The organism is Pseudomonas sp. JDS28PS106, from assembly GCF_036706555.1.
GTDB lineage: Bacteria > Pseudomonadota > Gammaproteobacteria > Pseudomonadales > Pseudomonadaceae > Aquipseudomonas.
The window spans coordinates 114,284-129,551 of sequence record NZ_JBAJGT010000009.1 but is presented as its reverse complement, the minus strand read 5'-3'; the positions used below and the strand labels follow the sequence as shown (position 1 = coordinate 129,551).

The window sequence follows — 15,268 nt, the reverse complement described above, 5'->3', positions numbered from 1 at the left end:
TAAAGGAAGATTGGGATGCGATTGACACGACGCAGTGTCTTGGCCGGGTTGGCTATCACCAGCGTTATGGCGCCCGCCGGTTATTTCGGCGCGCGCAAGGTCAGCAATTATCTTGAGCGCAATGACGGCACGCCGCCTCCGGCGCGGGTGCAGTCGGCCGACCTCGACGTCCAGCGGTTGAGCAGCCGCTTGCGCGGCATCTGGATGGTGACCATCACCGGCGACGCGGCTACGGCCCACGGCTTGCCGACAGACGGGCTGGAGCTGTTGCTGGACACGGCCGAGCTGGGTCGCGCGTTGAACGGGTATCTCGATACCGCGGACAACCTGCGCGGGCAGACGTCGCCACGCTTCAAGGTGATCGGTGACCTGATGGGCGCTTCGCCGGACTCGGTCCGTTGGCGGCTGCTGGATCGGGATGCCCAGCGCTACTGTCCGGTCTGCGAGTTCGTGGTCCGGCTCGATGATGCCCAGATCGCCCACAACCCTTTGAAGACCGACGTGCTGACGGGCCGTATCCAGTTCATCGAGGCGACCAGAGGTCATGCGCCGATCAGCCTTGACGTAATGATCGTCAAGCGGCCGATGCCGACCGCCCGGCAACGCATGACCACCACGCCTGAACTGCAGGCCTGGGCCAACGCGCCGCAGAACCGCCTGTATCACCAGCTCTGGCACGCCTCCCGCGACCGCTGGCATGAACTGTCCGAGGCCCGGCGCAACGCGCTGCGCGGCCTGGGCTGGCAACCGGGTCCGCTGGACAACGAACGCCATGCCCGTGGCCGGCATATGGATCGTAACGGTTCCGGCGTGGATTTCTTCTTCATGCACCGGCACATGCTGACGGTCGCGCGAACGATGGACGCTCCGCCCGCCTGGCGGCATTTCCCGCTGCCGCAACCGTCCGTGGAGCAAGATCGGGCCGGGTTCGTGCGCTATCACGAGAACCGGGACGGCTGCTCGGTGCCCGCGCTGTGGCTCTCGCCCAGCGACGCGACCTTCACCGAAGGCGTCCAGATCCTCAAAAGCTCGGAAGCGTTTTATGGCAATTTTCAGATGTGGGATTCGCGCTATCGCGACCCTGAATTCCTGTCTCGCCTGACGTTGGGTCAGTTCGGTTCCGAGGTGGAGCTGGGGCTGCACGACTGGCTGCATATCCGCTGGGCCAGCATTCCCCGCGACCCTGCGGACGGCCGGGCCATACCGGCCGGTCGCGCGCCTGTCGACTTCTCCGAGCGCTGGTTTTCGGCGGAATACGACTGTCTGGTCGACCCCATGGCGTCCCACCTCAACCCATTGTTCTGGTCATTCCACGGCTGGATCGACGATCGTCTGGAGGACTGGTTCGACGCCCATCAGCGCGCGCATCCAGGTCAGGTCGTGAAAAGAAGGCTGAACGGTGTCGACTGGTTCGAACCCGGTCCCTGGGTGGAAGTCGCCGAGCCGTGGATGGGGCCACTGACCCACGGTTGCTTCGCACAGCCGGGAGACAAGACCATCAAGCCTATGGAAGCCGATATCGACGTAATGAAACTGGCCCTCGACATCGCCTGCAACACCGACGAAAGCTCCACCGCCGCGCTGGACCGCGCACCGCACCGACCGGCCTATGCGCAAAACCTGCCGGTGCGGACGCGTACCATCTGACCGTCGCCACGCGGCGGATCGCCAGCAAGACGGATCGCCGCCCGCTGGCTCCTACACATTGCGAGCGTGTAGGAGCCAGCTTGCTGGCGATTGACCCAGCCATGTTTACTGAGAATCAATATCAAATTAGAATCAATGCTATTAACAACCCCTATCGAGCATCGGTTCTTGAGTACTCCCGCCCCTTTTCTGCTGTCGGCCCTGGCCGTCGCATCGCTGACCAGCTTCATCACCCACGCCGCTGAGCAAACCACATTGCCTGCCACGCAAGTCTCCGCGGATGCCGAGCAGGCTTACACAGCCAGCTCCGCCAGCACGGCAAGCAAGAGCGATGTGCCGCTCAAGGACGAAGCGCAATCGGTGATCGTCGTCACGCCCCGAACGATTGCCGACTACGGCGTGCAGTCGCTGGACGACGCCATGAAATTCGTCAGTGGCGTGAGTCAGGGCAATACCCTGGGCAACACCAAGGACTCGCTGGTCAAGCGGGGCTTCGGGACCAACGATGACGGCTCGATCCTGCGCGACGGCGTTCGCTCGGTGGTGTCGCACAATTTCAGCGCCACCACCGACCGGGTCGAAGTGCTCAAGGGTCCGGCATCGTTGCTATACGGAGCGATGGAACCCGGCGGCCTGATCAACGTGATCAGCAAGCAGCCGCAGTACGTGCAAAGCACGACCTTGAGCGGGTCGGCCTACAGCGAGGGCGGCGGGAGTTTTGGCATCGACACCACCGGGCCGCTGGGCGACAGCGGTTTCGCCTACCGGATGGTGGCCGAGCGCAAGAGCGAGGACTACTGGCGCAACTATGGCGTGGATCAACACACGCTCATTGCACCATCGCTGTCCTGGACCGGCGACCGCGCCAGCGTCACTTTCGCTTATGAATATAACGACTACCTCAGCCCCTTCGACCGTGGCACCGTATACAGCAACGGCCACCCGGCCGACGTCAGCTATGACAAACGACTGGATGAAAAATGGGCCAATACCGTGGGCATCAGCGAAACCGCCACCGCGCGTTTCGAGTACCAGCTCTCGGATGACTGGAAGACGCGCCTGACCTACGGCTGGAACAACGACCGCTACAGCCTTTCCATTGCCCAGCCCAGCAGCCTGTCCAGCAGCGGCGCGCTGCGTCGTCAGGCCAACGGTGGCCATTATGACTATGAAACGCGTTACGCCAGCTGGGACTTCATCGGCAAGCAGCAGATTTTCGGTCAACAGCACGACCTGCTGATCGGCGCCGAGCAGGAAGACTCGGACAAGTATCGCGGCAAGACCTATCGAAATACCGCCCAGGGCGGCTTCAACATCAACAACCCGACTTACGGCGGGCTGGCCGAGCCCAGCGTGATCAGCCGCACCACCAGCAATCTGCGCAACGAACTGACTTCATCCTCCCTCTATCTCAAGGACAACTGGCATCTCGATGACCGCTGGATCCTGGTGCTCGGTGGCCGCTATCAGCATTACGATCAGTACAGCGATCAGGGCATGGACACGCGCGTCGTCAATCGCGACAGCAATGGCGATACCTTCCTGCCCATGGCCGGTCTGGTCTTCAAGGTCAACGACGACCTGTCGCTATATGGCAACTACAGCCGCTCGTTCGTGCCCAACGACACGGTGGACGACAATGGCAACACCTTCGATCCCGAAGAAGGCCGCAGCTATGAAGTCGGCGCCAAATACGCGCTGACGCCTGAGCTGAATCTCAACCTCGCGTTGTTCGATATCGAGAAGAAGAACGTGGTGACCACCACCACGGTCGGCGACTCGAGCGTTAGCGAAGCGGCGGGCAAGGTTGGCTCACGCGGACTGGAACTGGATGTCAGCGGACAGATTGCCGAGCGCTGGGACATGATCGGTACCTACGCCTATACCGACACGGAAATCCTCGACGACCCCGCCAACGAGGGCAATCGCCTGACCCAGGCGCCGAAGCACACGGCCAGCCTCTACTTCAGCCATCATCTGCGTATCGCTCCAGAGCTGGGCGACTGGCATGCCGGCGCGGGCGCGCGCTACGTCGGCGACCGCGCCGGCGACAATGCCAACAGCTATTACATGAGCAGCTACACCGTCGCCGACGCCTTCCTGCGCTGGGACCTGCCCATGGCCGGCTACAAGACCCGCCTGCAGTTGAACGTCGACAATCTGTTCGACAAGCACTATTACCCTTCGAGCACCGGCAGCGAATTGCAGGTCAACGTTGGTGAGTCACGCACCGCACGCCTGAGCGCCAGCGTGACCTTTTAAAGTCGGCCCGGCTGGAGCGCTGTGCGGTCGCTCCAGCCACTGAAACAAAATATTGCAGAAGCGCTTGCCGCGCAGGCAGAATCAGGTAGGTTGTACGATGACCGAACAGAGAATGCGGATTTGCGACTGCTGCGCAGCCGATCGCCAGCAAGCTGGCTCCTACGGCCTTACGCAGGTTTTGTAGGAGCCACCGGGGCGGCGTTCCGCCTTGCTGGCGAAGCGCAGGGACAGACACCGCGACGTTCAGTCACGCACCGCACCGCTCCATCCAATAAATACAAAAAAGGATACGTTCATGAAGAGATTCACCCTGCTCGTGGGTTTTCTGTGCCTGTTCTCCGGGTACGTCGCCGCCGCCTCATCTGACGAGGCCGATGTCGCCACTGCGGTGGACAAGCTGACCCAAGCCATGTGGCACAAGGATATCGATCAGCTCAAGGCACTCACCGCCGAGAACCTGTCCTATGGCCACTCCAGCGGCAACATCCAGGACAAGCAAGCGTTCATCGCCGACATCGAAACCGGCAAAAGCGCCTTCAACGAACTGAAGATGCTCAACCAGAAGATCATCCTGTCCGGCGACACCGCGCTGGTGCGCAATCACTTCTCGGCGCAGGCAGTGAACAGCGGCAAGGTCGTCCCGACCGAGATCGAAAACTTCCAGATCTGGCAGAAACAGAAAGGCCAGTGGCTGCTGATCGGACGTCAGGCGTTCCGCTTCTGATCGACCGGCTTCGGCACGCCTGACCTCTGTCAGGGCGTGCCGAACATCGCGGTCCAGTAAATACCGGCATCGCTTTTGGGATCGATGGCGTAAGCCGCGCCCACTTCCTTGAACCCCGGGTTCATCAGATTGGCGCAGTGCCCGGGACTCGCCAGCCAACCGTCCACCACCTTGCGCGTTTCATCCTGCCCGGCGGCGATGTTTTCACCGGTCTGTTGACCCACGTAGCCGGCCAGTTCGGCCCGGTCTCCCGGCATACGCCCGTCACGGTCCTTGTGATCGAAATAATTGTTGTTGGCCATCGCCCTCGAATGGGACATGGCGGCGCTCGCGAGCACGGCGTTCCAGACCAGCGGCGTGGTCGCCGCGAGGTCCTGCTTGCCGCACTGTCGCGGCTGGCTACGCGCCGTATTGATCATTTCCAGCAGCCGCTGACCTTCGGTTTGCGAATCGCCCAGACGCGAGGTCAACAGCGAACGCGCCAGCGTGATCCGCCAGTCCCGGTCTTCGCGACTGACGCCGATGTCGACGAACTGCGGGTCCAACACGACCTGGCAGAAACTCTCCTGCACCGCGTTCATCGCCGACTGCACATCTCGCGGTCCCGACAGGCTGATGGCCTGCACGGTCACCATTGGATAGCCAGCCCGGGCCATGGCCTGTTTCAGATCGCCGCCGCCACTGGCCGGCAACACCAGACGTGGATCGCTTACCAGCGGCGGCAGCTCCATCGATACCTGCCCGCTGCATTTCTGTGCTTGGCTGCGATAGGCGTTGATCGACTCGATCAGCTGTGCTTCTCCAGCTGCCAGCGCGTGGGAGGCAAACATGAGTCCCAGAGACAATGAGGCCAGACGTAAAGCCTGTGACAAAACACGCATGGAAAACTCCCTCAAGCTGAATGGATACATCATGCTTGATTTTTTGCCGTTTCAGGCAACGCGTTTTCATATTCACAGGCAAACGGCGTTTTCCTCACAGCCTGAACTGCGCGACCAGCGTATTGAACGAGGTCGCCAGTCGCGACAATTCCTGGCTGGAGGCGTTGGTCTGGTTCGCGCCTGCGGCGCTCTGGGTCGACAGATCCTGGATATTGGTGAGGTTGCGGTCCACTTCCCGCGCCACTTGCGCCTGTTGCTCGGACGCCGCGGCAATCAGCAGATTGCGCTCGTTGATGGTGGAGACCCCGCTGGTGATCTTTTCCAGCGCGGCGCCGGCACGCTGCGCCTGCTCCTGAGTGGTGGTCGCCAGGCCAAGGCTCTTGCCCATCGCGGCCACCGCCCCGTCGGCGCCAGCCTTCACCGTGCCGATCATGCCCTCGATCTCCACAGTCGAAGCCTGGGTGCGATGCGCCAGCGCGCGCACTTCGTCGGCCACCACCGCGAACCCGCGCCCCTGCTCACCGGCACGGGCCGCCTCGATAGCCGCGTTCAGGGCCAGGAGGTTGGTCTGCTCGGCGACGTTGCGGATCACATCCAGAACCTTGCTGATCTCGCGCACATTGCCGGCCAGTTGAGTGACCGCGTCGGTCGACTGGGTAATCTCGCGCACCATGGTGCTGATGCCGTCGAGCGTGTGATCCACCTGACCACGGCCGTTCAGCGCGTCTTCGCTGGCAGCCTGCGATGCCTGCGAAGTGGACACCGCATTACGCGCCACTTCTTCGACGGCGGCGGTCATCTGGTTGACGGCGGTGGCCGCCTGCTGGATTTCGTCGTTCTGCCGGGTCAGGCCACGGGTGCTCTCGTCGGTCACGGCGCTCAGCTCCTCGGCCGCCGACGCCAGTTGGTCGGAAGCGCTGGCGATCTGGTGGAGCGTGCCCTTGAGGCCTTCCTGCATCTCTGACAAGGCGTCGAGCAATTGGCCGGCTTCATCGCCGCGCTGGTGGCTGATGGATCGGCTCAGGTCGCCATTGGCGATACGCTGTGCGCTGGCGATTGCGACCGCCAGTGGCCGGGTGATCACGCGGGTAATGAGGATGCCCAGGCCGACGGCGACCAGAAACGCGACCGCGATCGCGAAACTCAAGGTCAGCATGGCGCTGTGCTTGAGGTCGGCGGCCGCCGCCGCGCCCTCTTCGACCTGACGGTCGTTGAACTCGATCATGCTACGCAGCAGGCTGCGGGCATTGAGGAACTCCTCGCCGGCCAGCCGGCTAAGGCGCGCCCGGGCGGCCGGAAAATCGTTGGCCTGGATCAGCTCCAGCACCTGCTGGGAGCCTGCAATGTAACCGGGCAGCAACTGCTGCAGGCGGTCGCCGGCCTGCGTTTCTTCCGCGGGGTGAGGGATCGCCCGGTAGGTGGCGAAGACCTGCTGCGCGCGGTCGAGGTCGGCGGCGATCCCCTCCCGAACCCGATCCTTCTCGGCCTGCGCGGCGCCGCCTTCCTGAGCGTCGAGCAAGCGGTACAGCCCGCGGTTGTGAGCGGTCAAGCTGGTAAGGGTTTCACTGGTATTGGCCACCGCGACCAGGTTTACGGAAAAGGTTTTTGCCAGCGCATCGGCCAGCCGGGAAATACCCGCCATTCCCAATCCGCCCACCAGCAGCGTGATGATCGCGCAAAGGATGAAAGACGTCAGAAGCTTGGTGGAGAACTTGCAGCGGTTCAGAAAACTCATGGTGCAGCTCGCTTGGCAGGGTGAAGCGGGTTCGCACAGAAGACCTGTACGAACCAGCAGTGATGTCATAATGACTTCACACTACCCGCCGCGTTCCCGCGGCATTTATCCCTTACGCCGTCGAAAATGCCTGGAGCCCGCGCACTACGGAGGTTTGCGCCTATTGTTTCTAAATCGTTCGTGGACCATGAGAACCATTCAGGCGTGGAGCGGTGCCACGTTTGCGCGCTGCGAAGGCCTCGGCTTGCCGGGCCATTTCGTCGAGACGCAGGTCGCGATCACGCTCGGCATCGATCATCGCCTGCTCGCCATGCTGCTTGAGCAGATAGGCGTGAATCTGCCGTACTTCCACGGACTGGTAGATATGCGCGGTTTCGAGCACAGCTAGGAGCCCGCTGGTGGCATAGTCGCGCGTGTTCATGACCACATGCGGGCCTCTCGCGCCCAGCACCTGAAAGCCCATGGATTCGAACCAGCTGACTTTGTCGGTCACGCAGGTCAGCTCGGCGTGCGGATAACGCGCGCGCATCTTGTCCAGCATCGAGCGAGCGATGCCCTGCCGCCGGTGCTGCTCTTGCACGGCCATGAACGCCACCGAGCAGGCAAGCGGATCTTCTCCGACCGGCAAATAGAGCAGAAAGCCCAACACCACTTCCGGATCGTCCTCATCGAGCGCCACGATCAGCTCCACCGCCACGTCACGAGAACCGTCGAGTGCGTTCAGATACAGGTGCACTTCATACCCCACCCCGTACTGGTACAGGTTGTACAAGGGATTGTCCGCGCTGATCGCCACAGGGCTGATGTCCGTTACCGAATCGATGACCATCTGCTGGATCTGGCTGCGAATGAATTCAGGGGGCGGACTTTGCAGCAGCATGAGAGTAGGCATCGGGATAACGGCTCCGGTGAGACTGGGGACGGTCATGATACCCCTTCCTGCCACGTCGGCGCGCAATCAGGCGCCTGGCTAAGTTCGCCCGTGCGTCGCGGCTGTCACCAAGTCGGCCACCATTCGAACAGCGACGAAACTTCCCCATCAACACTTTCCTTTCCGTATCGCCGGATTCAAGTTAGTAAAAACCTTATTTATTTCAGGTCATTACATAATTAATAGATTTTTCCCACACTTCCGTCCGGCCAGTATTTTTATCAATCGGCATCATGGGTTTTTACAATTAATGAATCGCGTCTTACCCGCCTAGCATGGCGTCGCCTTACTAATAAGACACGAGGAAGTCCCCTTGCAGTTATCCACTTTTTCCAGCTATCTGGTACGCCTGACCGCCATTGGCGTCATGACCGTCCCCGCCGCTTACGCCGCCGAACCGCTGACCCGTGACAACGGCGCCCGAGTTGGTGACAACCAGAATTCCCAGACCGCCGGCCCCCAGGGCCCGGTGCTGCTGCAGGACGTGCAGTTGCTGCAGAAGCTGCAACGCTTCGACCGCGAGCGCATTCCCGAGCGCGTGGTGCACGCCCGTGGAACCGGTGTCCACGGCCAGTTTACGGCCTCGGCGGACATCAGCGACCTGAGCAAGGCCCGGGTGTTCCGCGCAGGCGAAGTGACGCCGGTATTCGTACGCTTCTCGGCGGTGGTTCATGGCAATCATTCGCCGGAAACCCTGCGCGACCCGCGCGGCTTCGCGACCAAGTTCTACACCGCGGACGGCAACTGGGACCTGGTCGGCAACAACTTCCCGACCTTTTTCATTCGCGACGCGATCAAGTTCCCGGACATGGTCCATGCGTTCAAGCCTGACCCGCGCACCAACCTGGATGACGACTCGCGCCGCTTCGACTTCTTCTCCCACGTTCCCGAAGCGACCCGGACCCTGACCCAGCTCTATTCCAACGAGGGGACGCCGGCCAGCTACCGTTTCATGGACGGCAACGGCGTGCACGCCTACAAACTGGTCAATGCCAAGGGCGACGTGCATTACGTCAAGTTCCACTGGAAATCGCTGCAGGGCATCAAGAACCTGGACCCGGCTGAAACCGCCCAAATGCAGGGCAAGGATTACAGCCACCTGACCACCGACCTGGTCAACGCCATCAAGCAAGGCGATTACCCCAAGTGGGACCTGTACATCCAGGTACTCAAGCCTGAAGAACTGGCGCGCTTCGCCTTCGATCCGCTGGATGCCACCAAGATCTGGCCCGACGTGCCCGAGAAGAAGATTGGCCAGATGGTCTTGAACAAGAACGTCGACAACTTCTTCCAGGAAACCGAACAGGTCGCCATGGCGCCTGCCAACCTGGTTCCGGGTATCGAGCCTTCGGAAGACCGCTTGCTGCAAGGCCGGGTATTCGCCTATGCCGACACCCAGATGTACCGCCTGGGCGCCAACGGTCTGAGCCTGCCGGTCAACCGTCCGCGCGTGGAGGTCAACAACGGCAACCAGGACGGCGCGCTCAACACCGGCCACACCACCAGCGGTGTCAACTATGAACCGAGCCGCCTGAATCCGCGTCCGAGCACGGAAGCGGCGCGCTACAGCGTTTCGCCCCTGAGCGGCACCACTCAGCAGGCAAAGATCAGCCGCGAGCAGAACTTCAAGCAGGCGGGCGATCTGTACCGCTCCTACACCGCCAAGGAACAGAATGATCTGATCCAGAGCTTTGGCGAATCCCTTGCCAATACGGACACCGAAAGCAAGAACATCATGCTTTCGTTCCTGTACAAGGCGGACCCGACCTACGGCACCCGCGTCACCGAAGTGGCCAAGGGTGACCTGACCAAGGTCAAGGCGCTGGCCGCGAAACTGGTCGACTGACAGCAGACATCCCGCCCGGACGCTCGAATGTCCGGGCGTGATCCTGGAGCATGCCAATGAGAGTCCTTTTTTACAGCCTGCTGCTCGCGGCTTGCGTGGCTCAGGCCGCGCCGCCAGCCGACAGCGATCCGCAGCAGACCGCGCAGCAATTGCGAACGCTGTTTTTCGACGCTTCTCGTGAAGGCAATATCTCGATGCTGGATGCCTTCATTGAGGCTCGCTACGATCTGAACGTGAGAGATGCGCAAGGTTACACGGGGTTGATACTGGCGGCGTATCACGGTCATCAGGCCGCGGTCACACGGCTGCTCGACGCAGGCGCGGATCCATGCGCGAAGGATAAGCGGGGGAATACAGCACTGATGGGCGCGATCTTCAAGGGCGAACTGGCGATCGCCAGACGTCTGGTACAAGCCGATTGCGCACCGGATCTGGCGAACAACGCGGGCCAGACCGCGTCGATGTACGCAGCGCTGTTCAAGCGCACCGACATCCTGCAAGCCCTGGCCGCCAAAGGCGCCGACCTGACCCTGCGCGACAGCATGGGCAACGACGTGGAAGCCCTGAGCAAGGGCGAATTCAAAACTCCGGCAGCACAGTAGGAGCAGATTAATCCGCGATCTGCCGCAAAGCGGCAGCGACCCGGCCAGGACGGTGTCTCAGGTAAGTCGCATCATCGTTCATCGCCGGTAAGCTGGCTTCCACGCTCACGTCCGATCATTTCATAGATCCGGCTGGCGAAGGCCTCCATGGTGAAGGGCTTGGTGAGCACCCACATGCCGGGATCTAGGTGGCCGTTGCCGATAATGGCGTTTTCCGCATAGCCGGTAATGAACAGCACCGGAAGATCAGGACGCAACACCCGTGCGGCATCGGCCAACTGGCGGCCGTTCATGCCGCCCGGCAGCCCGACATCGGTCACCAGGAGGTCGACCCGCACATCCGACTCCAGCAACCTGAGCGCGCTCGCTCCGTCCGGTGCTTCCAACGGGATGTAACCCTGCTCCACCAACACCTCGGCGACCAGCATGCGTATGGTGGGTTCGTCGTCGACGATCATCACCGTGCGCTCGCATTCGCTGCGCAGCAACTCGCTGACCGCCGTCTCCAGCGCGTCCTCCTGGGCGTCGAGATAATGTCTGGGCAGGTACAGACACATGGTGGTGCCCTGACCCACTTCTGAATAGATCCGCACCTGCCCACCGGACTGACGCACGAAACCGTAGACCATCGACAACCCCAGCCCCGTGCCCTGCCCCAGCGGTTTGGTGGTGAAGAACGGATCGAAGGCCCGGCTGATGACCTCCGGCGTCATACCGGTGCCCGTGTCGCTGACGCACAGCGACAGGTACTGACCCGGCGACAGATCGCGCTCGCGTGAAGCGCGCTCATCGATCCATTTGTTGGCGGTCTCGATGGTGATACGCCCGCCTTCGGGCATGGCATCCCGCGCGTTGATGCACAGGTTCAACAACGCGTTTTCCAGCTGGGGCGCATCGATGAACGTTGACCAGAGTCCGACCGAGGTCACCACCTCGACCGTGATATGCGGCCCGACCGAGCGGCGAATCAACTCCTCCATACCCTTCACCAGCCGATTGACGTCGACCGGCTTGGGGTCGAGGGTCTGGCGACGGGAAAACGCCAGCAACCGGTGGGTCAAGGACGCCGCGCGCCTGGAGGCGTCCTGAGCCGCCGCGACATAACGGTCGATCTCGTTGAAACGCCCCTGGCTCATGCGCGACTTGAGCAGCTCCAGGGAACCGGTGATACCGGTCATCAGGTTATTGAAGTCATGAGCGATGCCACCCGTGAGCTGGCCGACCGCTTCCATCTTCTGCGCCTGGCGCAACGCTTCCTCGGCCCGTCGCAGACGCGCCTGTTCTTCCAGGCGTTCGGTGATGTCGTAGGCGAACAGGTAAGCGCCAATCTGCACGCCCTCGGCGTTGCGCAGCGTGCTGAAGCGGGTTTCGTAGTAGCGCGAGGCATCGCTTGAGTCGTCGAAGTGCGAGGTCTCGATGAACTCTTCGCCCGCCAGCGCACGCTCCCAGCGGGCACGCAGGACCGCCTGGCTTTCCGGCCGGTCGGCTAGCAAGTCGAGCATATTGTCGCCAACCCGGGGCGTGAGTCCGAACAAGCGTTCGAACTCGCGAACCGCCGCGCCGTTGACCGCCAGCCACCGGTAGCGGTCGTCGATCACGTGGATGATCGCTTCGGTGCCATCGACCACGTCGGCCAGCACCTTGCGCTCGGCGAGCGCCGCCACGACCCGCGCTTCCAGGGTTTCGTTGAGTTGCTGCAAGGCCTTCTCGGCACGCTTGCGCTCGGTGATATCCTGAAACAGCACCGCCACCTGGTTGCGTTCGGCCGGCTCGATGCGAAATGCCGTCACGCCCAGGTAGCGCCCGGTCGCCACCAGTTCGCGCTCGAAGCGGATCGCCAATCCGGTGTGCAGCACCGAGCCATACACTTCCACCCAGCCGTCAGCCTCTTCGCGAACCATCTCGCGCAGCTTCTGCCCCACTACGTTAGGTATTCCGGCGTGGCGAGCATAAGCCGGGTTGGCTTCGACGTGAATGTAATCGCTCAGCGGCCCATGGGGACCGTCAAAGAACTCGATGATGCAGAAGCCCTCGTCCATGGCCCCGAACAGAAAGCGATAACGCTCTTGGGACAGCGCCAGCGCGTCTTCGGCTTTCTGGCCGCTGACCTGAAGCTCGCGCCTGAGCAGGGCGTTTTCCTCCCTCAAGGCATTTAGCTCATGTTGCAGACTGTGGTTATCGGTCGGAGTCACGGAAGGTCTACCTGAACAAGGGTTCGCGGTCGCCGGAATGAGCGACAAGCGCAGCGGCCGCGCGCACGCTACGAGAAACCCGTATGCGAGCAAAGGAAAAGTCGATGCCTGTCGACAACATGGCGACGCCTGCCTGGCAATTGACCAACGGCGCTCGCAGGCGTTCTGCAAAACTCACTCGGACCGGAGGAAGGCCTAGACTTGGAGAGCAGCCGTTTTCATTTAACCGACCATTGCCAGACATCTGCGGAAGCTGCCCATGCCCGGCGGTGGCCCTTCAGAGGAGGCCGGACAATGGACGAGGCAAAACTCAACGATTTCATGGGTCGGCTGGTCACCGACATGGGCGGCGCCGCGATGCTCGCCAACATGATTCTCGGAGATGAACTGGGCTTGTACCGGGCAATGGCCGACAGCCAGCCGGTCAGCCCGGAGGCGCTTGCCCAGCGGACCGGCTGCAACCCGCGTCTGTTGCGCGAGTGGCTCAGCGCCCATGCGGCGTCAGGCTACATGGAACATCACAAAGGCATGTTCCGGCTTCCCGAGGAACAGGCTCTCGCGCTGGCCATCGAAGACTCGCCGGTGTACGTCGCCGGAGGCGCGGCGGTGGTCTCGGCGCTTTTTCACGACAAGGACAAAGTCGTCACCGCCATGCGCGGAGATGGCGCGCTGGCCTGGGGCGATCATCATCCGTGCATGTTCAGCGGAACCGAGCGTTTTTTCCGCCCTGGCTACCGCGCTCATCTGGTTGCCGAATGGCTGCCGGCGCTGGACGGCGTCGTGGAAAAATTACGGGCAGGCGCCACGGTCGCCGACATTGGCTGCGGCCATGGGGCGTCTACCCTGCTCATGGCCCAGGCCTTCACGGCATCGCAGTTCATCGGCTTCGATTACCACGCTCCCTCCATCGAGACCGCAAACCAGCGTGCGCAGGCGGCAGGCAATCAGGCCAACGTGCGATTCGAACAGGCCAGCGCCAAGGATTATCCGGGAAACTATGACCTGATCTGCTACTTCGATTGCCTGCATGACATGGGCGATCCGGTAGGCGCCGCCCGGCACGCGCTGCAATCTCTTGATCCGGATGGAACAGTGCTGCTGGTCGAACCCTTTGCCAATGACCGCCTCGATGACAACGCGACCCCGGTAGGCCGGCTGTTCTACGCCGCCTCGACCTTTATCTGCACGCCCAATTCCTTGTCGCAGGAGGTCGGCCTGGGTCTTGGCGCGCAGGCGGGAGAGACGCGTCTGCGCGAAGTGTTTCGCGAGGCCGGCTTTTCGCGCTTCCGCCGCGCGACCGAGACTCCGTTCAACCTGATTCTGGAGGCCCGGCCTTAGACGCTGACGGCGCGCGTGCGTCGTGGTCTTGCAGGAGAGCCTCCGCCGCCACAGCGCCGCGCTGTCGCGTTCGGCGGCGTCTGCACCTTTGCGATATTTCCGGTAGGAGCCGTACGCGATCGGGAGTGCGCCGCAGAGCGCGACTTGGGCGCTGGCCGAACGCAGCGGCGGATGCATCAATTCGCCGCATGCATCGCATCAGCAAAGCCTGTTGGATTCCGGGGGCGGGAATGGCGCACACTGCATTCCCGTTCAACGGCAAGGAGCCGTAGCAAAATGGCAACCGAAATCCTCAAACTCGCCGCCTTCAGCGACGGCACTCATGGCGGCAACCCCGCGGGCGTATGGATCGGCGATGTGCTGCCGGACGACGCCAGCATGCAGCGCATCGCGGCTGAGGTCGGATTCTCCGAGACCGCGTTTGCCGCCCCTCTCGAAGGCGGCTGGCGGGTACGGTATTTTTCACCTCTCGCGGAAGTACCCTTCTGCGGGCATGCCACCATCGCCCTGGGCGCGGCGCTGGCTGCGCGGCAAGGCGACGGCGTCTTCGAACTGACCCTCAACCAGGCCCAAATCACGGTCGAAGGCCATGCCCAGGGCGAACTGTTTTCCGCCGCGCTGCAGTCGCCGCCGACCCACAGCGGTCCTGTATCGGATCAGTTGCTCGACGAGGCGCTGCGCTTGTTCGGCTACAGCCGGGACGATCTGGACCAACGCATTCCACCGGCAGCCATCAACGGCGGGGCCGGTCACCTCGTGCTGGCGCTCAATGACCGGGCGAAACTCAAAGCCATGCACTACGACCAGCAGGCGGGACGCACGCTCATGGTGCGGGAAAACTGGGCGACGATTTTGCTGGTCTGGGCCGAAAGCGAGCAGTATTTCCACACCCGAAATCCGTTCGCCTTCGGCGGTGTCTATGAAGACCCCGCGACCGGCGCCGCCACCGCAGCTTTTGCCGGTTATCTGCGCGATATCCAGTGGCCCCATGGCGGAATGATCGACATTCTTCAGGGCGAGGACATGGGCAGCCCGTCGCGCCTGCGCGCCGAAATCACCCGAGAACCCGGCAGCTCGATCCGGGTCTCGGGCATGGCGCGCACGCTCTGA

11 protein-coding genes are annotated in these 15,268 nt (G+C 62.3%); 7 read left to right on the top strand and 4 right to left on the bottom strand.

Annotated elements, in window-relative coordinates; translation table 11 throughout:
* Positions 1-15 precede the first annotated feature (15 nt).
* From pvdP to TRP66_RS16190, 3 genes are all read left to right on the top strand, one after another.
* A complete protein-coding gene (pvdP, locus tag TRP66_RS16200; protein ID WP_333404551.1) occupies positions 16-1,647 on the top strand; it encodes a pyoverdine maturation tyrosinase PvdP in 1,632 nt (543 codons plus the stop codon).
* A 228-nt stretch (positions 1,648-1,875) separates the two neighbouring features.
* On the top strand, positions 1,876-3,909 hold the full coding sequence (locus TRP66_RS16195; protein ID WP_442965213.1) for a TonB-dependent siderophore receptor: 2,034 nt from the start codon (positions 1,876-1,878) through the stop codon (positions 3,907-3,909).
* Positions 3,910-4,204: 295 nt separating this feature from the next.
* On the top strand, positions 4,205-4,633 hold the full coding sequence (locus tag TRP66_RS16190) for a nuclear transport factor 2 family protein (protein WP_333404550.1): 429 nt from the start codon (positions 4,205-4,207) through the stop codon (positions 4,631-4,633).
* Between the two features lie 29 nt (positions 4,634-4,662).
* On the opposite strand, the gene TRP66_RS16185 is transcribed toward TRP66_RS16190, so the two are convergent.
* From TRP66_RS16185 to TRP66_RS16175, 3 genes are all read right to left on the bottom strand, one after another.
* A complete protein-coding gene (locus TRP66_RS16185; protein WP_333404548.1) occupies positions 4,663-5,514 on the bottom strand; it encodes a CAP domain-containing protein in 852 nt (283 codons plus the stop codon).
* Positions 5,515-5,608: 94 nt separating this feature from the next.
* Complete coding sequence (locus TRP66_RS16180; RefSeq protein WP_333404546.1) at positions 5,609-7,249, bottom strand: methyl-accepting chemotaxis protein; 1,641 nt, start codon at positions 7,247-7,249, stop codon at positions 5,609-5,611.
* A gap of 169 nt (positions 7,250-7,418) precedes the next feature.
* On the bottom strand, positions 7,419-8,141 hold the full coding sequence (locus TRP66_RS16175; protein ID WP_333404730.1) for a GNAT family N-acetyltransferase: 723 nt from the start codon (positions 8,139-8,141) through the stop codon (positions 7,419-7,421).
* Between the two features lie 406 nt (positions 8,142-8,547).
* Here TRP66_RS16175 and katB point away from each other — a divergent pair, with 406 nt between their 5' ends.
* Together katB and TRP66_RS16165 are read left to right on the top strand one after the other, a co-directional pair.
* Positions 8,548-10,026: a catalase KatB gene (gene katB, locus TRP66_RS16170; protein WP_333404728.1), complete on the top strand. Its 1,479-nt coding sequence runs from the start codon at positions 8,548-8,550 to the stop codon at positions 10,024-10,026.
* 56 nt (positions 10,027-10,082) lie between these two features.
* The gene (locus TRP66_RS16165) at positions 10,083-10,628 is read left to right on the top strand and encodes an ankyrin repeat domain-containing protein (protein WP_333404544.1); all 546 of its coding nucleotides are present in this window, start codon (positions 10,083-10,085) and stop codon (positions 10,626-10,628) included.
* A gap of 71 nt (positions 10,629-10,699) precedes the next feature.
* On the opposite strand, the gene TRP66_RS16160 is transcribed toward TRP66_RS16165, so the two are convergent.
* A complete protein-coding gene (locus tag TRP66_RS16160; RefSeq protein ID WP_333404542.1) occupies positions 10,700-12,820 on the bottom strand; it encodes an ATP-binding protein in 2,121 nt (706 codons plus the stop codon).
* Positions 12,821-13,114: 294 nt separating this feature from the next.
* Between TRP66_RS16160 and TRP66_RS16155 the strand changes: the two genes are divergently transcribed.
* A complete protein-coding gene (locus TRP66_RS16155; protein WP_333404540.1) occupies positions 13,115-14,158 on the top strand; it encodes a class I SAM-dependent methyltransferase in 1,044 nt (347 codons plus the stop codon).
* A gap of 276 nt (positions 14,159-14,434) precedes the next feature.
* Positions 14,435-15,268, top strand: coding sequence for a PhzF family phenazine biosynthesis protein (locus tag TRP66_RS16150; RefSeq protein ID WP_333404538.1), 834 nt, complete (start codon positions 14,435-14,437; stop codon positions 15,266-15,268).

Excerpts from the sequence above, each read along its gene's own strand:
- pvdP (WP_333404551.1), top strand. The coding sequence starts at position 16 with ATGCGATTGACACGACGCAGTGTCTTGGCCGGGTTGGCTATCACCAGC.
- TRP66_RS16190 (WP_333404550.1), top strand. The coding sequence starts at position 4,205 with ATGAAGAGATTCACCCTGCTCGTGGGTTTTCTGTGCCTGTTCTCCGGG.
- TRP66_RS16185 (WP_333404548.1), bottom strand. The coding sequence starts at position 5,514 with ATGCGTGTTTTGTCACAGGCTTTACGTCTGGCCTCATTGTCTCTGGGA.
- TRP66_RS16180 (WP_333404546.1), bottom strand. The coding sequence starts at position 7,249 with ATGAGTTTTCTGAACCGCTGCAAGTTCTCCACCAAGCTTCTGACGTCT.
- TRP66_RS16175 (WP_333404730.1), bottom strand. The coding sequence starts at position 8,141 with ATGCCTACTCTCATGCTGCTGCAAAGTCCGCCCCCTGAATTCATTCGC.
- katB (WP_333404728.1), top strand. The coding sequence starts at position 8,548 with ATGACCGTCCCCGCCGCTTACGCCGCCGAACCGCTGACCCGTGACAAC.
- TRP66_RS16165 (WP_333404544.1), top strand. The coding sequence starts at position 10,083 with ATGAGAGTCCTTTTTTACAGCCTGCTGCTCGCGGCTTGCGTGGCTCAG.
- TRP66_RS16155 (WP_333404540.1), top strand. The coding sequence starts at position 13,115 with ATGGACGAGGCAAAACTCAACGATTTCATGGGTCGGCTGGTCACCGAC.
- TRP66_RS16150 (WP_333404538.1), top strand. The coding sequence starts at position 14,435 with ATGGCAACCGAAATCCTCAAACTCGCCGCCTTCAGCGACGGCACTCAT.